General features: G+C 64.0%; 21 protein-coding genes. 15 read left to right on the plus strand and 6 right to left on the minus strand.

What is annotated here, in order from left to right; translation table 11 throughout:
• Positions 1–21: 21 nt before the first annotated feature.
• The 3 genes from EA795_RS03545 to pilG are packed head-to-tail and all read right to left on the minus strand — an operon-like array spanning position 22 to position 1416.
• Positions 22–558 (minus strand): chemotaxis protein CheW, encoded by a 537-nt coding sequence (locus EA795_RS03545; RefSeq protein ID WP_065985991.1) that lies wholly within the window; start codon positions 556–558, stop codon positions 22–24.
• A gap of 40 nt (positions 559–598) precedes the next feature.
• Positions 599–964 (minus strand): twitching motility response regulator PilH, encoded by a 366-nt coding sequence (gene pilH / locus EA795_RS03550; RefSeq protein WP_014851229.1) that lies wholly within the window; start codon positions 962–964, stop codon positions 599–601.
• Between the two features lie 44 nt (positions 965–1008).
• Positions 1009–1416: a twitching motility response regulator PilG gene (gene pilG, locus EA795_RS03555; RefSeq protein WP_014851228.1), complete on the minus strand. Its 408-nt coding sequence runs from the start codon at positions 1414–1416 to the stop codon at positions 1009–1011.
• A 236-nt stretch (positions 1417–1652) separates the two neighbouring features.
• Here pilG and gshB point away from each other — a divergent pair, with 236 nt between their 5' ends.
• The 7 genes from gshB (at position 1653) to EA795_RS03590 (ending at position 7599) form a co-directional block, all read left to right on the plus strand.
• Positions 1653–2603 (plus strand): glutathione synthase, encoded by a 951-nt coding sequence (gshB, locus tag EA795_RS03560; protein WP_058074433.1) that lies wholly within the window; start codon positions 1653–1655, stop codon positions 2601–2603.
• Positions 2604–2746: 143 nt separating this feature from the next.
• Positions 2747–3643, plus strand: coding sequence for an energy transducer TonB (locus tag EA795_RS03565; protein WP_058074434.1), 897 nt, complete (start codon positions 2747–2749; stop codon positions 3641–3643).
• Between the two features lie 129 nt (positions 3644–3772).
• Positions 3773–4342, plus strand: coding sequence for a YqgE/AlgH family protein (locus EA795_RS03570; protein WP_122075602.1), 570 nt, complete (start codon positions 3773–3775; stop codon positions 4340–4342).
• Positions 4339–4767: a Holliday junction resolvase RuvX gene (gene ruvX, locus EA795_RS03575; RefSeq protein ID WP_122075604.1), complete on the plus strand. Its 429-nt coding sequence runs from the start codon at positions 4339–4341 to the stop codon at positions 4765–4767. Before EA795_RS03570 ends, ruvX begins: the two co-directional genes overlap by 4 nt.
• Positions 4768–4789: 22 nt before the next feature.
• A complete protein-coding gene (pyrR, locus tag EA795_RS03580; protein ID WP_014851223.1) occupies positions 4790–5302 on the plus strand; it encodes a bifunctional pyr operon transcriptional regulator/uracil phosphoribosyltransferase PyrR in 513 nt (170 codons plus the stop codon).
• A gap of 9 nt (positions 5303–5311) precedes the next feature.
• On the plus strand, positions 5312–6328 hold the full coding sequence (locus tag EA795_RS03585; RefSeq protein WP_058074437.1) for an aspartate carbamoyltransferase catalytic subunit: 1017 nt from the start codon (positions 5312–5314) through the stop codon (positions 6326–6328).
• Positions 6328–7599, plus strand: a complete 1272-nt coding sequence (locus EA795_RS03590; RefSeq protein ID WP_065985749.1) for a dihydroorotase — start codon at positions 6328–6330, stop codon at positions 7597–7599. The genes EA795_RS03585 and EA795_RS03590 overlap by 1 nt, the downstream gene beginning before the upstream one ends.
• Positions 7600–7643: 44 nt before the next feature.
• Here EA795_RS03590 and EA795_RS03595 read toward each other — a convergent pair whose 3' ends face one another.
• Positions 7644–8042 carry an NINE protein gene (locus EA795_RS03595; RefSeq protein WP_058074439.1) on the minus strand — a complete coding sequence of 133 codons (399 nt, stop codon included), beginning with the start codon at positions 8040–8042 and terminating at the stop codon, positions 7644–7646.
• A gap of 151 nt (positions 8043–8193) precedes the next feature.
• On the opposite strand from EA795_RS03595, the gene EA795_RS03600 reads away from it, so the two are divergent.
• Positions 8194–9405 (plus strand): putative DNA modification/repair radical SAM protein, encoded by a 1212-nt coding sequence (locus tag EA795_RS03600; protein WP_122075698.1) that lies wholly within the window; start codon positions 8194–8196, stop codon positions 9403–9405.
• The gene (locus tag EA795_RS03605) at positions 9405–10241 is read left to right on the plus strand and encodes a TIGR03915 family putative DNA repair protein (RefSeq protein WP_122075606.1); all 837 of its coding nucleotides are present in this window, start codon (positions 9405–9407) and stop codon (positions 10239–10241) included. The genes EA795_RS03600 and EA795_RS03605 overlap by 1 nt, the downstream gene beginning before the upstream one ends.
• A 53-nt stretch (positions 10242–10294) precedes the next feature.
• Here EA795_RS03605 and EA795_RS03610 read toward each other — a convergent pair whose 3' ends face one another.
• Both EA795_RS03610 and pilT read right to left on the minus strand, forming a co-directional pair.
• Positions 10295–11440 carry a PilT/PilU family type 4a pilus ATPase gene (locus EA795_RS03610; protein WP_014851217.1) on the minus strand — a complete coding sequence of 382 codons (1146 nt, stop codon included), beginning with the start codon at positions 11438–11440 and terminating at the stop codon, positions 10295–10297.
• Positions 11441–11498: 58 nt separating this feature from the next.
• Positions 11499–12533 (minus strand): type IV pilus twitching motility protein PilT, encoded by a 1035-nt coding sequence (gene pilT / locus EA795_RS03615; RefSeq protein WP_014851216.1) that lies wholly within the window; start codon positions 12531–12533, stop codon positions 11499–11501.
• 67 nt (positions 12534–12600) lie between these two features.
• Here pilT and EA795_RS03620 point away from each other — a divergent pair, with 67 nt between their 5' ends.
• The 6 genes from EA795_RS03620 to metW all read left to right on the plus strand — a co-directional run bounded on the left by EA795_RS03620 (position 12601) and on the right by metW (position 18682).
• Positions 12601–13311, plus strand: coding sequence for a YggS family pyridoxal phosphate-dependent enzyme (locus EA795_RS03620; protein WP_122075608.1), 711 nt, complete (start codon positions 12601–12603; stop codon positions 13309–13311).
• Between the two features lie 16 nt (positions 13312–13327).
• Complete coding sequence (gene proC / locus EA795_RS03625; RefSeq protein ID WP_122075610.1) at positions 13328–14155, plus strand: pyrroline-5-carboxylate reductase; 828 nt, start codon at positions 13328–13330, stop codon at positions 14153–14155.
• Positions 14152–14742, plus strand: a complete 591-nt coding sequence (locus EA795_RS03630; protein ID WP_058078353.1) for a YggT family protein — start codon at positions 14152–14154, stop codon at positions 14740–14742. Before proC ends, EA795_RS03630 begins: the two co-directional genes overlap by 4 nt.
• 115 nt (positions 14743–14857) lie before the next feature.
• On the plus strand, positions 14858–16825 hold the full coding sequence (locus EA795_RS03635) for a dynamin family protein (protein WP_122075612.1): 1968 nt from the start codon (positions 14858–14860) through the stop codon (positions 16823–16825).
• Positions 16826–16933: 108 nt separating this feature from the next.
• Positions 16934–18073: a homoserine O-succinyltransferase MetX gene (gene metX / locus EA795_RS03640; protein WP_122075614.1), complete on the plus strand. Its 1140-nt coding sequence runs from the start codon at positions 16934–16936 to the stop codon at positions 18071–18073.
• Positions 18074–18082: 9 nt separating this feature from the next.
• A complete protein-coding gene (gene metW / locus EA795_RS03645) occupies positions 18083–18682 on the plus strand; it encodes a methionine biosynthesis protein MetW (protein ID WP_014851210.1) in 600 nt (199 codons plus the stop codon).
• Positions 18683–18687: the final 5 nt, after the last annotated feature.

Genomic DNA, 18687 nt, shown 5'->3' on the forward strand with positions numbered 1-18687 from the left:
CATCAGCCAGCCCCACCTACATCAATAAGCAACGTCGAGAAACGCCTGATGCGACGCCAACGCATGAGGACTGAACACCAGCCAGGGCTGCTCACGCTGGAACACCCCATGTATGAATGGCTGGATGGAGGCCTCCACGGGCGGCAACTGCTCGGAGAAAGCTTCCACCGCGAAGTGCTGCATGCCGAATACTTCATCGACCGTCAGCCCGGCGAACACCTCCTGGTGATCGACTACCAGCACGCGCCGTTGCTTACGTAACGGCGAAAGCTCCAGACCGAAGTAGCCACACAGATCCATGATCGGCAGCAACCTGCCACGCACGTTCGCCACACCTTTCACCCAGCCTTTCACGCCCGGAAGCAGGGTGTATCGCGGCTCGTGCAAGATCTCACCGACTTCCCCCATCGGCGCGACGAACAGCCGCCCCCCCATGCGAAAGCCGATACCGGCCCACATCTGCACGGCTTCCTGCTGCGATGGCAAGCCAGCCGCCAATGCCCGGCATCGGCTATCAATATCCAGCAGCTGCTGAAACGGCGTTTGCGTGTCCGACATGCCGGCCATATCCCTTGTCCAGATTACCGAAGCGTCAGCCTCAGCCCGCCAGTACGGCGTTAAGGGTCTTCAGCAAGGTGGCTTCATCCACCGGCTTGGTCAGGTAGTCCTTGGCACCTTGTCGCTTGCCCCAGACCTTATCGGTTTCCTGATCCTTGGTGGTCACAATGATTACCGGAATGTGACTGGTTTCCGCATCTTTGGTCAGTTGGCGGGTCGCCTGAAAACCGTTCAGCCCCGGCATGACGATATCCATCAGCACCGCGTCGGGCTTTTCCTGGCGGGCGATCGCTACACCGTCAGCGCCATTCTCGGCCTTGAGGACGACATGACCGTGCTTCTCCAGCATGGCGGTCAGCTTGTACATTTCAGTCGGCGAGTCATCAACAATCAGAACGCGAGCCATGATTTCTCCAGGGGAAAGGCTTCAACGGCACACAGGGCCGAACTTCAGGATATTTGCTCTACCGGTGCGAAATCAGGCACATGCGCCTTGATTGCACCGAGCAACTCTTCTTTGCTGAACGGTTTGGTCAGGTACTGGTCGGATCCCACGATGCGGCCCTTGGCCTTGTCGAACAGACCATCCTTGGACGACAGCATGATTACCGGCGTCGACTTGAAGGAACTGTTGTTCTTGATCAGCGCACAGGTCTGATAACCATCCAGCCGAGGCATCATGATATCGACGAAGATGATACGGGGGTGAGTGTCCGCTATCTTGGCGAGCGCATCGAAACCGTCGACTGCCGTGATGACGTCACAACCCACTTTCTTCAATAGCGTCTCGGCGGTCCGACGAATCGTTTTCGAATCGTCGATCACCATGACCTTCAAGCCCTCGGAGTGCTGTTCCATTTCGCCCTACCATCGCCTCGGTGAGTCGTAGTTTATCGTTATGCCGGTGAGCCGAAGGCCCTGCCACCGATGGGCTGCACCCAATCGCCGGACCTTTTTAGCACACTCCTGTTTCGCAAGCCATCAACCGCAAAAGCAGCGGGATTTTCCTTGACCCAGCGCACAACCGCCGCCAATCTGCCTCGACTTTTCTCAGCCTGCAGCTTCGTTCTGCATCAACCGTCGGAGACCTCAATATGACCGTTCGCGTCGGGATCATCATGGACCCTATCGCGCAGATCGCCTTCAAGAAGGACAGCTCCCTCGCCATGCTGCTGGCTGCCCAGGCCCGCGGCTGGACGCTCTTCTACATGGAGCAGCGCGACCTGTACCAGATCGGCGGTGAAGCCCGCGCGCGGATGCGTGCCCTTCAGGTATTCGACGATCCGCAGCATTGGTACGACGCCGGCGAGGAAATCGACGCGCCCCTGGGCGAGCTCGATGTGATCCTGATGCGCAAGGACCCACCCTTCAACGGCGAGTACGTCTATACCACCTATCTGCTCGAGATGGCCGAGCGCGCCGGAGCGCTGATCGTCAACCGACCGCAGAGCCTTCGCGATTGCAACGAAAAATTCTTTGCCACGCAGTTTCCGCAATGCACGCCGCCGACACTGGTCAGTCGGCGCGCCGACATTCTCCGCGAGTTCGCCCGGGAGCAGCGTGACGTCATTCTCAAACCGCTGGACGAGATGGGCGGCGCCTCGATCTTCCGCCACCGCGAGGGCGACCCCAACCTCTCGGTTATTCTCGAGACGCTGACCGAGCACGGCGCCCGCCAGATCATGGCGCAGCGCTACATTCCCGCGATCAAGGATGGCGACAAGCGCATCCTGATGATCGACGGCGAACCGATCCCCTACTGCCTGGCGCGCATCCCCGCCGCAGGCGAAACCCGTGGCAATCTGGCTGCCGGCGGGCGCGGAGTGGCGCAGCCGCTGTCCGACCGCGACAGAGAGATCGCGACCATCGTCGGCCCCGAATTGCGCAAGCGCGGGCTGCTATTCGTGGGCCTGGACGTGATCGGCGACTACCTCACCGAAATCAACATCACCAGCCCGACCTGTATCCGCGAAATCGACAATGCCTTCGATACCCGCATCGGCGAGCGACTGATGGATGCGATCGCCGAGAAGCTGAAGCCGTAACGACTGCGCGCCTCGCCCCTGCAGCTTGGAGCCTCCGGCTTCAAGCTGCTTTTATGATCCAGCTAACAGCTTTGAGCTCATCGCTTGCGACCTGAAGCGCAAAGCCGGCAGACTGCGCGCATTCCGACCCGACCTGTAATGCGATGAACGCTGCCACCCGTCCACCTATCTCCGCCAACCCTGGCGTCCGCCCGGCGGACCGGCTGGGCTTCACGCTGTTCATCGCCGCCGTGGTGCACGCTGCTCTGATTCTCGGCATCGGTTTCACGCTGAACGAACCCAGCCAGCTCAGCAAGACCCTGGAAATCACCCTGTCGACCTTCAAGAGCGAGGAGAAACCCAAGGAAGCGGACTTCATCGCCCAGGACAATCAGCAGGGCAGCGGCACCCTGGAGCACAAGGCGTCGCCGAAGACCACCGAGCAGGCTCCGTTCCAGGACACCCAGATCCGCAAGGTGACCCCCGCCGCCTCGCCTCCGCCGAGCAATCCGGTCGAGACCCCGAAAACCGCGGTTGCCACGCGCAAACCGCAACCAGACAAGACCCCCGACAAGCCGCAGAAGAACAAGCCGCAACCACAGACGCAACCGGCACCGGTCTTCGACAGCTCACAGCTGAGCGCGGAAATCGCCAGCCTCGAAGCGCAGCTGTCCAAGGATCGCCAGGAATACGCCAAGCGTCCCCGCGTCAGCCGCCAGAACACCGCCGCCACCATGCGCGACATCAGCGCCTGGTACCGCGACGAATGGCGCAAGAAAGTCGAGCGTATCGGCAACCTCAATTACCCCGACGAAGCCCGGCGCCAGCGGATCTATGGCAGCCTGCGGATGCTGGTCATCGTCAAGAGCGATGGCACCGTCGAGGAGCTGCGCGTTCTCGAGTCGTCCGGCCGCCCGGTGCTCGACGAAGCCGCCATGCGCATCGTCAGACTGTCCGCCCCCTTCGCACCCTTCAGTGGCGAGCTGGCCCGGAACTACGACCAGGTCGAAATCATTCGCACCTGGCGCTTCGAGCGCGGCGACACGCTGTCGAGCCAATAGTAGCGAGCAGGGCGACCGACGCCGGATTCCCACCAGGTACTCGCTGCTTTTCCTCGTGATTCGAATGCGGTCGCCTGCCGCGGCTTCGTGAAGCTTGAAGCGGCCGCGCCGAACCACGAAACTAGCCGCATGAAGACCTCCACGACCGCCTCTCTCAAGCACCATTTCCTGATCGCCATGCCGCACATGGCCGATCCGCGTTTCGCCCAGGCGTTGATCTACCTGGTCGAGCACAATCAGGACGGCGCCATGGGCCTGGTGATCAATCGCCCGAGCGGGCTGAACCTGGCCGACATCATGGAGCAACTGCGCCCTGACAGCCCGACGGCACCGCCTTATCAGGCCGCCCTTGTCTATGCCGGCGGCCCGGTACAAACCGACCGGGGCTTCGTGCTGCACCCTGCCGACCATCACTTCCAGGCCACCCTGGCGCTCGGAGAGCTGGGCATGACTACCTCCCAGGACGTGCTGTTCGCCATCGCCGACGGCCAGGGCCCGGCACGGCACCTCATCGCCCTCGGCTATGCCGGCTGGGGTGCCGGACAGCTGGAAGCGGAGCTTGCGCAGAATGCCTGGCTGAGCTGTCCCGCGCAGCCGCAGATCCTTTTCGACCTGCCACCTGATCAGCGCCTGGACGCCGCGGCGGCCTCGCTAGGCATCCAGCTCAGCCAGCTCAGCAGCCAGGTCGGCCACGCATGAGCACACCGCGACTGTTGCTCGGTTTCGATTACGGCACCCGACAGATCGGTGTCGCGGTGGGCCAGATGATCACGGGCCAGGCGCGTGAGCTCTGCACGCTGAAGGCCCGCGACGGCGTGCCGGACTGGGGCCGGATCGAGGCCCTGTTGCGCGAGTGGCAGCCCGATGCACTGGTGGTCGGCTTGCCGTTGAACATGGATGGCAGCCCCAGCGAGATGAGCGCGCGCGCGGAAAAGTTCGCGCGCCGCCTGAATGGTCGTTTCAACCTGCCGGTACACACTCACGACGAACGCCTGACTACATACGAGGCCAAGGGGCAGCGCCTGCGCCAGGGCCAGACGGGCGGCTACCGGGAGCGTCCCGTCGATGCCCTGGCCGCCGCGCTGCTGCTGGAAGGCTGGCTGAACGAACACCCGGCGCCCTGATCGGGCCCGCCAAGGAGTAACCATGACACTGCCAAACCCCGAACAGCTGTTGCCGGAGATGCTCGCCGCGCTGAACCAGCACCTGACCAACCGCTCGATCAGCGAGCCGCGCTTCATCGGCATTCGCACTGGCGGCGTCTGGGTCGCCCAGGCCTTGCTCGAGGCACGTGGCCAGGAGGAAGCGCTCGGCATCCTGGACGTGTCCTTCTACCGTGACGACTTCACCCAGAACGGGCTGCATCCCCAGGTTCGCCCCTCCGAACTGCCGTTCGAGATCGAGGGCCAGCACCTGGTGCTGATCGACGACGTGCTGATGAGCGGACGCACCGTTCGCGCCGCCCTCAACGAGCTTTTCGATTACGGCCGGCCGGCCAGCGTCACCCTGGTCTGTCTGCTCGATCTCAACGCCCGCGAGCTGCCCATCCGCCCCGACGTGGTAGGCGCCACCTTGTCTTTGCCGCCCGAGCAGCGGGTAAAATTGCTCGGCCCCGCTCCGCTCGGCCTCGAATACCAGACCCTCGCTTCCGCCAACTGAGAACCCGCGATGACGCCCACCGACGCCAAGCGCCCGCTACAGCTGAACGACATCGGTCAGTTGCGCCACTTTCTGTCCCTGGATGGATTGTCCCGCGAACTGCTGACGGAAATCCTCGACACCGCCGACTCCTTCCTCGAAGTCGGCGCCAGGGCGGTCAAGAAGGTGCCGCTGCTCCGTGGCAAGACGGTGTGCAACGTGTTCTTCGAGAACTCGACCCGCACCCGCACCACCTTCGAACTGGCTGCCAAGCGCTTGTCGGCGGACGTCATCACCCTCAACGTATCGACCTCCTCGACCAGCAAGGGCGAAACCCTCACCGACACCCTGCGCAACCTCGAAGCCATGGCGGCGGACATGTTCGTGGTACGTCACGCCGACTCGGGTGCCGCGCACTTCATCGCCGAGCACGTGTGTCCCGAGGTCGCCGTGATCAACGGCGGCGACGGGCGTCATGCGCACCCGACCCAGGGCATGCTCGATATGCTCACCATTCGTCGCCACAAGGGTGAATTCGAAAAGCTTTCGGTGGCCATCGTCGGCGATATCCTGCATTCGCGGGTGGCCCGCTCGAACATGCTGGCGCTGAAGACCCTGGGCTGCCCCGACATCCGTGTGATCGGCCCGAAAACCCTGCTTCCGGTCGGACTGGAGCAGTACGGGGTGAGCGTTTACCACGACATGGACGAAGGGCTGCGTGACGTCGACGTGGTGATCATGCTGCGCCTGCAGCGCGAGCGCATGCAGGGCGGCCTGCTGCCCAGCGAAGGCGAGTTCTACCGGCTCTACGGGTTGACCACCCAGCGCATGGCGCTGGCCAAACCGGATGCGATCGTCATGCATCCGGGACCGATCAACCGCGGCGTCGAGATCGAGTCGGCGGTAGCCGACGGCGTGCAGTCGGTGATCCTCAATCAGGTGACCTATGGCATCGCCGTGCGCATGGCGGTGCTCTCCATGACCATGAGCGGCCAGACCGCGCAGCGCCAGCTTGAAAACGAATATGCCGCCGAGGAGCAGAACTGATGCCCATTGAAATTCTCGGCGCGCGCCTGATCGACCCGGCCAGCGGCCGTGACGAAGTCACCGACATCTATTGCGCGGATGGCAAGATTCTCGCCATCGGCCAGGCGCCGGCAGGCTTCACCGCGCAGCAGAGCATCCAGGCTCAGGGGCTGGTCGCCGCGCCCGGTCTCGTCGACCTGTCCGTCGCCCTGCGCGAGCCGGGCTACAGCCGCAAGGGCAATATCAGCAGCGAAACCCTGGCCGCCACCGCCGGTGGCATCACCAGCCTGTGCTGCCCACCACAGACCCGCCCGGTGCTGGATACCGCGGCGGTGGCCGACCTGATACTCGACCGCGCGCGCGAGTCCGGCCATGCCAAGGTATTCCCCATCGGCGCCCTCACTCGCGGCCTGGCCGGCGAGCAGCTGGCCGAACTGGTGGCCTTACGCGAGGCCGGCTGCGTGGCGTTCGGCAACGGCCTGGCGAACTTCGCCGACCACCGCAGCCTGCGGCGCGCGCTGGAGTATGCGGCCACCTTCGACCTCACCGTGATCATCCACCCCCTGGATCGCGATCTGGCCGAAGGCGGCATCGCCCATGAAGGTCCGGCGGCGGCCTTCCTCGGCCTGGCGGGGATTCCCGAAACGGCCGAAACCGTCGCCCTGGCCCGCGACCTGCTGCTGGTGGAGCAATCCGGCGTGCGTGCGCATTTCAGCCAGCTGACCACGGCGCGCGGCGCACAGATGATCGCCGAGGCGCAGGCACGCGGACTGCCGGTCACGGCCGATGTGGCGATGTACCAGCTGATCCTGACCGACGAGGCGCTGCACGGCTTCTCCAGCCTGTATCACGTGCAACCGCCGCTGCGCAGCGCGGCGGACCGCGAAGGCTTGCGCGCGGCAGTGAAGAGCGGTGTGATCTCGGCCATTTCCAGCCACCATCAGCCCCACGAGGTGGACGCCAAGCTCGCACCGTTCGCGGAGACCGAGCCCGGAATCAGCAGCGCGGAGCTGCTACTGCCGCTGGCCATGACGCTGGTCGAGGATGGCCTGCTCGATCTGCCGACGCTCATCGCGCGCCTGAGCAGCGGCCCGGCCGCCGCCCTGCGGCTACCGGCCGGCCGTCTGGCCGAGGACCTGCCGGCGGACATCCTGCTGTTCGATCCCAAGCGTTCGACGCTCGCGGGCGAGACCTGGTATTCGAAAGGCCGCAACTGCCCCTTCATCGGGCACTGCCTGCCGGGCATGGTGCGCTACACCTTCGTCGACGGCAGGGTCAGCTACCAGGCCTGAGGCTGACGGCCGGAGGCTCGATTCTCCTCCGGCCTACCGCGTCCCTACCGGCTCTTTTCGACGTTACGCACCGAAACCTGGTCGTTCAGCGTCCAGAAATCGTACAGCACGCCAACGAAGAACAGCCCGCCCGTGCACAGGTAGAGAATCCCGGTGATCCATTTGCCCTGATACATCCGGTGCACGCCGAACACGCCGAGAAAGGTCAGCAGGATCCAGGCAAGGGTGTAGTCGATGGGGCCGGGCTGGAAGCGCATGTCGGCCTCGCGGTCCATCGACGGGATCAGGAACAGATCGATGATCCAGCCGACGAACAACAGGCCGAGGGTGAAGAACCAGATGGTGCCGGTCACCGGCTTGCCGTAATAGAAGCGGTGAGAGCCGAGAAAGCCGAATATCCACAGGAGATAGCCGATCAGGGTGCTGTGTGTGTTCTGCCGCATCTGAACCTCGCTGTCTGGTGGCAGGCATCGGAGCCTGCCGGGCACGTCGAGCTTATCCGATTCGCGTCGTTCGAACCCTCTGCCGAGCGGAGGTTGCCGGATGCAACCATCGTGATACTGTATGTACGAACAGTATCACGACACCTGCCTCATGCAATTGATCGACAAACTCAGCGTCCTGGCCGACGCTGCAAAATATGATGTTTCCTGCGCCAGCAGCGGCGCGCCGAAGCGCAGCTCCAAGGGCCGCAGCGGGCTTGGCGCCACCGACGGCATGGGCATCTGCCACAGCTTCACGCCCGACGGCCGCTGCGTGGCCCTGCTGAAAATCCTGCTGACCAACTTCTGCCTGTACGACTGCCAGTACTGCGTGAACCGCCGCTCCAGCGACGTGCCTCGCGCGCGCTTCACCCCGGAAGAAGTGGTGACGCTGACGCTGGACTTCTATCGCCGCAACTGCATCAGCGGCCTGTTCCTGAGCTCCGGCATCATCCGCTCGGCCGATTACACCATGGAGCAGCTGAACCGCGTGGCCAGGCTGCTGCGCGAGGAGCACGAGTTCCGCGGCTACATCCACCTGAAGACCATCCCGGGCGCCGACCCGCTGCTGATCGCCGAGGCCGGCCGCTACGCTGATCGGCTCAGCGTCAACATCGAGCTGCCTACCGAGAGCAGCCTGATCCGTCTCGCGCCGGAGAAGCAGGTCGTCTCCATCAAGCAGGCGATGCATGCGATCCACCTTGGCGAAACCGAAGCGCAGGCCGAGAAGCGAGCGCCACGCTTCGCCCCTGCCGGACAGAGTACGCAGATGATCGTCGGCGCCGACGCCACGGACGACAGCACCATTCTCCACACCGCCCAGTCGCTCTATGGCGACTTCCACCTGCGTCGCGTCTATTACTCGGCGTTCAGCCCGATTCCGCACAGCCCCAAGACCGTCCCCTTCGAAGCGCCGCCACTGCTGCGCGAGCATCGCCTGTACCAGGCCGACTTTCTCATGCGTGGCTATGGTTTCCGTGCCGGCGAACTGCTTGCCGGACCAGGCAACCTGCCGCTGGACATCGATCCCAAGCTCGCCTGGGCGCTGTCCAATCGCGAGCACTTTCCGGTCGATCTGAACCGTGCCGAGCCTTCGCTGATCGCACGGGTCCCCGGCATCGGTATTCTCAGTGCCAAGCGCCTGGTTGCCCTGCGTCGTCAAAAGCGCATCCGCTTCGAGGACCTCACACGCCTTCGCTGTTCGCTGGAGAAAGCCAAGCCCTTCGTCATTACCCAGGACTATCGCCCGCGTCTGGCCCTCCAGGATTCCACGGCCCTGCGCCAGCGACTCGGCGAAGGTCCCCGGCAGATGGCGCTGTGGTGATGCACCAGGTGCGCTTCGATGGCCGTTTCGATGAATGGCGCCCGCTCGCGCGCGATCTGCTTGCAGCGGGCGTCGAGCCCCATCAGGTCGAATGGCTGAACGGCGACGCCCCAAGCAGCCTGTTCACGCAATGCGCGGACCTGCCCGAGCCTGGTAATCCGCCGCGCCCCATACGTATCCCGAAGCAGTTGCTGGCCGAACTGGAGATGGCTGCGCGCTTTCGCAGCGATGATCGCTGGGCGCTGCTCTATCGCATTCTCTGGCGCGTCGTCGAAGGCGAGCGAACGGCCTGTCTAGTGGGCGATGTCGATGGCAGCGAGCTGCACTTGCGAATCAAGGCGGTACGCCGCGAAGCGCACCATCTGCACGCCTTTCTGCGTTTCAGCCCGTCGGAGGCGAGCGATGCGCCGGATTACCTGGCCTGGTTCGAGCCTGCCCATGACATCCTGCTCAGCGCCGCACCACACTTCGCCGAACGCATGGGTCTGCATTCCTGGCTGATCGCAACACCGGATGACGCGGTGCTCTGGGATGGGCGGGCGATGCACTACGCCAGCCCCTGCCCACCTGCCTGGCGGCAACTGGCCCAAGGCGCGCAGGATCCAGGCGCCGAGTTGTGGAAGACCTATTACGAAAGCACCTTCAACCCCGCCCGGCTGAATCGGCAGGTGATGCAGAGCAATCTGCCGGTGCGCTTCTGGAAGAACCTGCCGGAAGGGCCACTGATTGGCCAGCTGATGAGCCGCGCCCGTGCCGGCGCGCAGCAGAATGGCCAGGCCGAGCGCGTCGCCCAGCGGCCAGGCAAGCGCATCGGCATGGCCCACCAGGGCAATTAACGGGCTGTTGGAAAACGACCTGCGTTGGCAAGACTTCGTTGTTCAGCGGCCTGTCAGCGGAAACTGCGCCCAGGGTCGTCGTCGCTCATTTCCAGAGTCAGGCCTTGGGAGACGCTGGTGAGATGCTCGCCATCGGTTTCCGAGCCCAGCTTGATCATCAGGCGCAGGTCGTTGGACGAGTCGGCGTGCAGCAAGGCGTCCTCGTAAGTGATTTCGCCCTGTACATAGAGGTTGTACAGCGCCTGGTCGAAGGTCTGCATGCCCAGATCGGTGGAGCGCTTCATCAGGCCCTTGAGCTCGTGCACCTCGCCCTTGCGGATCAGGTCGGCCGCCAGTGGCGTGTTGATCAGCACCTCGATGACCGCACGACGGCCCTTGCCATCCGGAGTCGGCACCAGCTGCTGCGCGACGATGGCCTTGAGGTTGAGCGACAGGTCCATCCATACCTGGTTCTGCCGGTCGGCGGGGAAGAAGTTGATGATGCGGTCCAGCGCCTGGTTGGCGTTGTTGGCGTGCAGCGTGGCCAGGCACAGGTGGCCGGTTTCGGCGAAGGCCACGGCATGGTCCATGGTTTCGCGGGTACGCACCTCGCCGATCAGGATTACGTCCGGCGCCTGGCGCAGGGTGTTCTTCAGGGCCACCTCGAACGAGTCGGTATCGATGCCCACTTCGCGCTGGGTGACGATGCAGTTCTGGTGCTGATGGATGAACTCGATGGGGTCTTCGATGGAGATGATGTGGCCGCTGGAGTTCTTGTTCCGATAGCCGATCATCGCCGCCAGCGAGGTGGACTTGCCGGTACCGGTGGCGCCGACGAAGAGCACCAGACCACGCTTGGTCAGGGCCAGCTTCTTCAGCACGTCCGGCAGCTTGAGGTCTTCTATCGTCGGGATATTGGTTTCGATCCGCCGCAGCACCATGCCCGCCAGGTTGCGCTGATAGAAGGCGCTGACACGGAAGCGGCCGATGCCACGGGCGCTGATGGCGAAGTTGCACTCGTGGTTCTCGGTGAACTCACGGCGCTGCTGCTCGTTCATCACTCCATGCACGGTTTCGCGGGTCATCTCCGGCGACATCGGCGTCTTGTTCACCGGCAGGATCTTGCCATTGACCTTCATCGAGGGTGGCACGCCCGCAGTAATGAACAGGTCGGAGCCGCCTTTTTCCACCATCAGGCGCAACAGTTTCTCGAATTCCATCGTCGTACTCGCAGTCCTAGCGAAGCCACTCGAGGGCGCCGCCGGTAGTTATCGGTTGTTAAAAGTTTTCCGGCTGCTTGGCCTTTTCCTTGGCGCTGTCACGCGAGATCAGGCCCTTGGCGAGCAGGCCCTTGAGGCATGAGTCGAGCGTCTGCATGCCCAGCGAACCACCGGTCTGGATCGAGGAATACATCTGCGCCACCTTGTCCTCGCGGATCAGGTTACGAATCGCCGGGGTGCCGATCATGATCTCGTGGGCCGCCACCCGACCGCCGCCGACCTTTTTCAGCAGCGTCTGGGAAATCACCGCCTGCAACGATTCGGAGAGCATCGAGCGGACCATGGACTTCTCCTCGGCCGGGAACACGTCGACCACGCGGTCGATGGTCTTGGCGGCGGAAGTGGTGTGCAGGGTGCCGAATACCAGGTGGCCGGTCTCCGCGGCGGTCAGCGCCAGGCGGATGGTTTCCAGATCGCGCATCTCACCTACTAGGATGATGTCCGGGTCTTCGCGCAGCGCCGAACGCAGCGCTTCGGAGAAGCCCAGGGTGTCGCGATGCACCTCGCGCTGGTTGACCAGGCACTTCTTCGACTCGTGGACGAATTCGATCGGGTCTTCGATGGTGAGGATGTGGTGGTACTTGGTGTTGTTCAGGTAGTCGAGCATCGCCGCCAGGGTGGTGGACTTGCCCGAGCCGGTCGGGCCGGTGACCAGTACCAGGCCGCGCGGCACGTCGGTGATCTTGCGGAAGACCTCGCCCATGCCCAGGTCTTCCATGGTCAGCACCTTGGAGGGAATGGTCCGGAACACCGCGCCGGCACCGCGGTTCTGGTTGAAGGCGTTGACCCGGAAACGGGCGACGCCGGGCACTTCGAACGAGAAGTCTGTCTCGAGGAACTCCTCGAAATCCTTGCGCTGCTTGTCGTTCATGATGTCGTAGATCAGCGCATGTACCTGCTTGTGGTCCATGGCCGGCAGATTGATCCGCCGCACGTCGCCGTCGACGCGGATCATCGGCGGCAGGCCGGAAGAAAGGTGCAGGTCCGACGCACCCTGCTTGGCGCTGAAGGCCAGCAGTTCTGTGATATCCATGGGACTCCCCAATTACAAGCAAGCAGGTAGAATGCCGCGCAGACCCTAAGGTGGCGGGCGCAGGTAAATGTCCACGATAGCGAACAATATTGCAAAGGTCGCAGCGCGCATCCGTGAGGCGGCGCAAGCTGCGGGGCGCGATCCGGATACGGTCGGCCTGCTGGCGGTCAGCAAGACCCAGCCGGCCGAGGCCATTCGCGAAGCCAATGGCGCCGGCCTGAGCGATTTCGGCGAGAACTATCTGCAGGAGGCCCTGGAGAAACAGGCCCGTCTCGCCGACCTCGCCCTGACCTGGCATTTCATCGGCCCCATTCAGTCGAACAAGACCCGCGCAATCGCCGAGCATTTCGACTGGGTGCATTCGGTGGATCGCCTGAAGATCGCCCAGCGCCTGTCGGAGCAACGCTCTACCGAGCTGCCACCACTGAATGTCTGTCTGCAGGTCAATGTCAGCGGTGAAGCGAGCAAGTCCGGCTGCGCGCCACAGGACGTCGCGGAACTGGCCCGCACCATCGCCACTCTGCCCAATCTGCGCCTGCGCGGCCTGATGGCCATCCCCGAACCCACCGACGACCGCGCCGAACAGCACGCCGCCTTCGCCCGCTTGCGCCAGCTGCAACAGGCGCTCGCTCTGGAACTCGACACCCTTTCCATGGGCATGAGCCAGGACCTGGAAGCCGCCATCGCCGAAGGCGCCACCTGGGTCCGCATCGGCACCGCCCTGTTCGGCGCCCGCGCCTATCCTTCGCAGACAGTCCCCGGCCAGCCCGGCGCATGATCAAAGGAACCCACCCATGAGCACTCCCCGAATCGCCTTCATCGGCGGCGGCAACATGGCCGCCAGCCTGATTGGCGGGCTGCGCGCCCGAGGCACGCCTGCCGACGCCATCTGCGCCAGCGACCCCGGCGAAGAACAACGCAGGAAGATCGGCACCGAACATGGCATCCAGGCCTTCGCTCGGAATGCCGACGCGCTGGCTGGCGCCGACGTGGTGGTACTGGCGGTCAAGCCGCAGGTGATGCAGACCGTGTGCCGCGACCTGGCCCAGCACCTCGGCGAGGCACCGCTGATCGTCTCCATCGCAGCCGGCATCGGTTGCGACAGCCTGCAGCACTGGCTCGGCCCGCAGCCGCGCGCCATCGTGCGCTGCATGCCCAATACCCCGTCGCTGCTGGGCCAGGGTGCCAGCGGCCTTTACGCCAATGCCCGGGTAAGCGCCGAACAGAAGGCCCAGGCCGAGCAGCTGCTGTCGGCGGTCGGTCTGGCGCTGTGGCTGGATGACGAGCAGTTGATCGACGCCGTGACCGCGGTATCCGGCAGCGGCCCGGCCTATTTCTTCCTGCTGATCGAAGCCATGACCGCTGCGGGCGAGCAGCTCGGTCTGCCGCGCGAGATTGCCGCCCGCCTGACCCTGCAGACGGCCCTTGGCGCCGCGCGCATGGCCTGCGAAAGCGACGTCGAGGCCGCCGAATTGCGCCGACGCGTCACCTCACCGAACGGAACCACCGAAGCGGCAATCAAAACCTTCCAGGCGGGCGGCTTCGAGGCGCTGGTGCAGCAGGCGCTTAATGCCGCCGCACAGCGCTCGGCCGAACTCGCACAAACCAAGGAGCCTTCATGACCCAACTCTCGCAAGCCCTGCTGCTGATCATTCAGACGCTCGGCAGCCTCTACCTGCTCATCGTGCTGCTGCGCTTCATCCTGCAACTGGTGCGCGCGGACTTCTACAACCCCCTGAGCCAGTTCATCGTGCGCGCCACCCATCCGCTGCTGCGACCCTTGCGGCGGTTCATTCCCAGCGTCGGCGGCCTTGATCTGTCATCGCTGGTGCTGGCCGTGCTGCTGCAGATGCTGCTGATGGCGGCGATTCTGATGCTCGCCTACGGCAGCACCGGCAACGTGCTGCAACTGCTGATCTGGGCCATCATCGGCATCACCGGGCTGTTCCTGAACATCTTCTTCTGGGCGCTGATCATCAGCGTGATCCTGTCCTGGGTCGCGCCGGGCAGCCACAACCCCGGTGCGCAGCTGGTCAGTCAGCTCTGCGAACCGGTCCTGGCGCCGTTCCGCCGTCTGCTGCCGAACCTGGGCGGTCTGGACATCTCGCCGATCTTCGCGTTTCTGGCGATCAAGCTGCTGGACATGCTGGTGATCAACAACCTGGCGGTCATGACGCATATGCCCAACATCCTGCGAACGCTGATCTGACCCAGGCGACCGTCCAGCCCCTTCTCCGGGCCGCTGGGCGGCAACCGAGCCGGCGAGCATTGACCCCGGCAGCGGTGGCGCGGATAAAGCATCGTCAACACACGACGGGACAGGGATGAGCATGGAACGACTCGAACGGCAGGTGGATGCCTATGTCGCCTGGAAGCGCGACCTGGTGCGCGAGATCACCCGTTATCGCAGTTGGCTGGCGCACAACAAGCTCATTTCCGAAGCGGTCGATGCGCGCCTCGAGCGCGCGCTGAAGCTGCTGCGCACCGACCACATCACCCTGGCCTTCGTCGGCGAGTTTTCCCGCGGCAAGACCGAACTGATTAACAGCCTGTTCTTTTCCGAATACGGCCAACGCATCCTGCCGTCACGGGCCGGGCGCACCACCATGTGCCCGACCGAGCTCTTCTTCGACTCGCGCGCGGAACGCTCGTACATTCGCCTGCTGCCGATCGAAACCCGTCTGGAAGACGCCAGCATCGCGCAGCTCAAGCGCACCCCGCGGCACTGGCTGCAGCTGCCGCTGGACACCCGTGACCCGGACAGCATGATCGAGGCCTTCGCCCAGGTCGCCATGACCAAATCGATGCCGGTGGAGCTAGCGATTCAGCTGGGCTTCCACCCGGACGCGCTGGAAGAAGTCGATAGCGCGAACGAAGTCAGGGTGCCGGCCTGGCGGCACGCCATGGTCAACTTCGATCATCCGCTGCTGCGCCAAGGGTTGCGCATCCTCGATACGCCCGGCCTCAATGCGCTGGGCAGCGAGCCGGAACTCACCCTGTCGATGCTGCCCAGCGCCCAGGCGATCGTCTTCCTGCTCTCGGCCGATGCGGGCGTCACCGCCAGCGACATGGACATCTGGCAGCAGCACATTCGCCAGCTCGATGGCGACGGCCGAAGCAGCCTGTTCGCCGTGCTGAACAAGATCGACGTGCTCTGGGACGACGTTGCCGGCGAGGTCTTCGTGCAGGAAGCCATCACCCGAATGCGCGCCGTCACGGCGCAGCAACTGGGTATCGACAGCCAGGACGTGCTGCCGCTGTCGGCCAAGCAGGCACTGCTCGGCAAGATCCGCGGCGACCAGGCACTGCTCGAGCGCAGTCAGCTCGACAGCCTGGAGAAACTACTGTGCGAGCGCATTCTGCTGCAGAAGGAGCAGCTGATCGAACGCCAGGTGCTGGGGCAGGTCGTCACACTGCTGCAGAGCAGCCAGCGCATCCTCGGGCAGCGTCTGGAAAAGGTTCACGAACAGGGCACGCTGTTGGCGGGTCGCCGCGAGGACAGCGGCCAGACGCTGCTCGAACTGACCGCGCGCACCCGCCACGACCATAACCAGCACCACAAGCGTCTGCTGCACCTCAAGACCAACCAGCGCCTGCTGCAACGCCAAGGCGAATTGCTGCGCGAAGCCATTCGCGCCGAGCGCCTGGAAGAGCATCTGACACGCCTGCGCCGCAGCCTGACCGGCAGCCTTACGACCCTGGGCATCAACCTCAGCATCCTGCACTTCTTCCGCGCCGTGGAGCAAGACCTCGGCCAACTTGAGAACGAGGCGAACCTGGCCAACAAGATGGTGGCCGCCATCTACCGCCGGCACAACGAGGACAACCCGCTGCAGGCGGTGGACATTCCGGCGTTTCGCCTGCAGCCGTACCAGCAGGAACTCAAGCACCTCGAGCGCAAGGCCGATCAGTTCCGCCTGCAGCTCAAGACCCTGCTCACCGAACAGCGCACCCTCACCCGGCGCTTCTTCGCCACCCTGGTGCAGGAAGTGATCAGCCTGCATCAACGCCTGCGCCTGGAAGCCGAACAGTGGTCCGATGATGCGCTGATGCCTCTGGTACAGCATGCCCTGGAGAACAAGCAGCAACTGGAAGCCCACATGCTGCGCCTGAAGAGCCTCACTCTGGAAAGCCGGCAGAACAGCCAGCGCGTCGAGTTGCTGGGGCGCTACGGCCGAGAGCTGGAACAGCAACTGGCACAGGCGGCCGAGATGTTGCGGGCATTGCGCCGACCGGCACCGATCCGCCGCCAGGGCAAGGTGGTCAGCCTCGGCAATGCCGGTCATGGCTAGGATCGGTTGCCGTTTCGTCGCGGGCCGCGTTACTGCGCATTCAACAGATGAATTGAGGCGCCTGAAGCTTTAGACTTTGCGGCTCCCTTTTTCCAAGAGCCTGGCTCGATGCCCACTGAAATACCAGCCGATTCCGTTGGCCTGGTGAGCCCGCAGATCGCGCATTTCGCCGAACCATTGGTGCTCGCTTGCGGCCGTACCTTGGCCGATTACCAACTGATCTACGAAACCTATGGCGAACTGAACGCCGCGCGTAGCAATGCCGTGCTGATCTGCCATGCCCTCTCGGGGCATCACCACGCCGCCGGTTACCACAGCATGGACGACCGCAAGCCGGGCTGGTGGGATTCGTGCATCGGCCCGGGCAAGGCCATCGACACCAACCGCTTCTTCGTCGTCAGCCTGAACAACCTCGGCGGTTGCAATGGCTCGACGGGGCCGAGCAGCCTCAATCCGCAAACCAATAAGCCCTACGGCGCCGATTTCCCGGTGGTGACCGTGGAGGACTGGGTCAACAGTCAGGCGCGCCTGGCCGACGTGCTGGGCATCGAGCAATGGGCCGCAGTGGTCGGCGGCAGCCTGGGTGGCATGCAGGCGCTGCAGTGGAGCATCAGCTACCCCGAGCGGATTCGTCACTGCGTGGCGATCGCCTCGGCACCCAAGCTTTCGGCACAGAACATCGCCTTCAACGAAGTGGCGCGCCAGGCCATTCTCTCCGATCCCGAATTCCACGGCGGACACTTCCAGGAGCAGGGCGTGATCCCCCGGCGCGGGCTGATGCTGGCGCGCATGGTGGGGCACATCACCTACCTGTCCGATGACGCCATGGGCACCAAGTTCGGCCGCGGTCTCAAGAGCGAGAAGCTCAATTACGATTTCAACAGCGTGGAATTCCAGGTCGAGAGCTACCTGCGCTACCAGGGCGAAGAGTTTTCCAGCCGTTTCGATGCCAATACCTACCTGTTGATGACCAAGGCGCTGGATTACTTCGACCCGGCCGCCGCCCACGAGGACGACCTGGCCGCGACGCTGGCAGCCGCCCAGGCCGACTTCTGCGTGATCTCCTTCACCACCGACTGGCGCTTCTCGCCGGAGCGTTCGCAGGAAATCGTCAACGCGCTGATGGCGGCCCGCAAGAACGTCAGCTACCTGGAAATCGACGCGCCGCAAGGCCACGATGCGTTCCTGATTCCGATCCCACGCTACCTGCAAGCCTTCCGCGGTTACATGAACCGCATCGCCGTATAAGGAATCGACATGCGCGCCGATCTGGAAATCATCCAAGACTGGATCCCCGCCGGCAGCCGGGTACTCGACCTCGGCTGCGGCAACGGCGACCTGCTGGCCTGGCTGCGCGAGCACAAGCAGGTCAGCGGCTACGGCCTGGAAATCGACCCGGACAACATCGCCGCCTGCGTCGAGAAAGGCGTCAACGTCATCGAGCAGAACCTGGACCTGGGCCTGGGCAACTTCGCCAGCGACAGCTTCGACATGGTGGTCATGACCCAGGCGCTGCAGGCCGTTCACTACCCCGACCTGCTGATGAAGGAAATGCTGCGCGTCGGCCGCGAGTGCATCATCACCTTCCCCAACTTCGGCCACTGGCGCTGCCGCTGGTACCTGGCGAGCAAGGGTCGCATGCCGGTCTCGGAGTTCCTGCCATACACCTGGTACAACACGCCCAACATCCACTTTTGCACCTTCGAGGATTTCGAGCGCCTGTGTCAGGAACGCGGCGCGCGCGTGCTCGAACGCCTGGCGGTCGACCGCGATCACAAACATGGCTGGGGCAGCCGCCTGTGGCCGAACCTGCTCGGCGAAATCGGCATCTACCGCGTTACCGGGCCGAACAGATGACCCGC

Origin of the sequence: Stutzerimonas nitrititolerans (assembly GCF_003696285.1) — a bacterium.
Lineage (GTDB): Bacteria > Pseudomonadota > Gammaproteobacteria > Pseudomonadales > Pseudomonadaceae > Stutzerimonas > Stutzerimonas nitrititolerans.

Bases quoted from the DNA above. Each gene is read 5' to 3' on its own strand.
- EA795_RS03545 (WP_065985991.1), bottom strand. From the start codon at position 558: ATGTCGGACACGCAAACGCCGTTTCAGCAGCTGCTGGATATTGATAGC.
- pilH (WP_014851229.1), bottom strand. From the start codon at position 964: ATGGCTCGCGTTCTGATTGTTGATGACTCGCCGACTGAAATGTACAAG.
- pilG (WP_014851228.1), bottom strand. From the start codon at position 1,416: ATGGAACAGCACTCCGAGGGCTTGAAGGTCATGGTGATCGACGATTCG.
- gshB (WP_058074433.1), top strand. From the start codon at position 1,653: ATGACCGTTCGCGTCGGGATCATCATGGACCCTATCGCGCAGATCGCC.
- EA795_RS03565 (WP_058074434.1), top strand. From the start codon at position 2,747: ATGAACGCTGCCACCCGTCCACCTATCTCCGCCAACCCTGGCGTCCGC.
- EA795_RS03570 (WP_122075602.1), top strand. From the start codon at position 3,773: ATGAAGACCTCCACGACCGCCTCTCTCAAGCACCATTTCCTGATCGCC.
- ruvX (WP_122075604.1), top strand. From the start codon at position 4,339: ATGAGCACACCGCGACTGTTGCTCGGTTTCGATTACGGCACCCGACAG.
- pyrR (WP_014851223.1), top strand. From the start codon at position 4,790: ATGACACTGCCAAACCCCGAACAGCTGTTGCCGGAGATGCTCGCCGCG.
- EA795_RS03585 (WP_058074437.1), top strand. From the start codon at position 5,312: ATGACGCCCACCGACGCCAAGCGCCCGCTACAGCTGAACGACATCGGT.
- EA795_RS03590 (WP_065985749.1), top strand. From the start codon at position 6,328: ATGCCCATTGAAATTCTCGGCGCGCGCCTGATCGACCCGGCCAGCGGC.
- EA795_RS03595 (WP_058074439.1), bottom strand. From the start codon at position 8,042: ATGCGGCAGAACACACACAGCACCCTGATCGGCTATCTCCTGTGGATA.
- EA795_RS03600 (WP_122075698.1), top strand. From the start codon at position 8,194: ATGCAATTGATCGACAAACTCAGCGTCCTGGCCGACGCTGCAAAATAT.
- EA795_RS03605 (WP_122075606.1), top strand. From the start codon at position 9,405: ATGCACCAGGTGCGCTTCGATGGCCGTTTCGATGAATGGCGCCCGCTC.
- EA795_RS03610 (WP_014851217.1), bottom strand. From the start codon at position 11,440: ATGGAATTCGAGAAACTGTTGCGCCTGATGGTGGAAAAAGGCGGCTCC.
- pilT (WP_014851216.1), bottom strand. From the start codon at position 12,533: ATGGATATCACAGAACTGCTGGCCTTCAGCGCCAAGCAGGGTGCGTCG.
- EA795_RS03620 (WP_122075608.1), top strand. From the start codon at position 12,601: ATGTCCACGATAGCGAACAATATTGCAAAGGTCGCAGCGCGCATCCGT.
- proC (WP_122075610.1), top strand. From the start codon at position 13,328: ATGAGCACTCCCCGAATCGCCTTCATCGGCGGCGGCAACATGGCCGCC.
- EA795_RS03630 (WP_058078353.1), top strand. From the start codon at position 14,152: ATGACCCAACTCTCGCAAGCCCTGCTGCTGATCATTCAGACGCTCGGC.
- EA795_RS03635 (WP_122075612.1), top strand. From the start codon at position 14,858: ATGAGCATGGAACGACTCGAACGGCAGGTGGATGCCTATGTCGCCTGG.
- metX (WP_122075614.1), top strand. From the start codon at position 16,934: ATGCCCACTGAAATACCAGCCGATTCCGTTGGCCTGGTGAGCCCGCAG.
- metW (WP_014851210.1), top strand. From the start codon at position 18,083: ATGCGCGCCGATCTGGAAATCATCCAAGACTGGATCCCCGCCGGCAGC.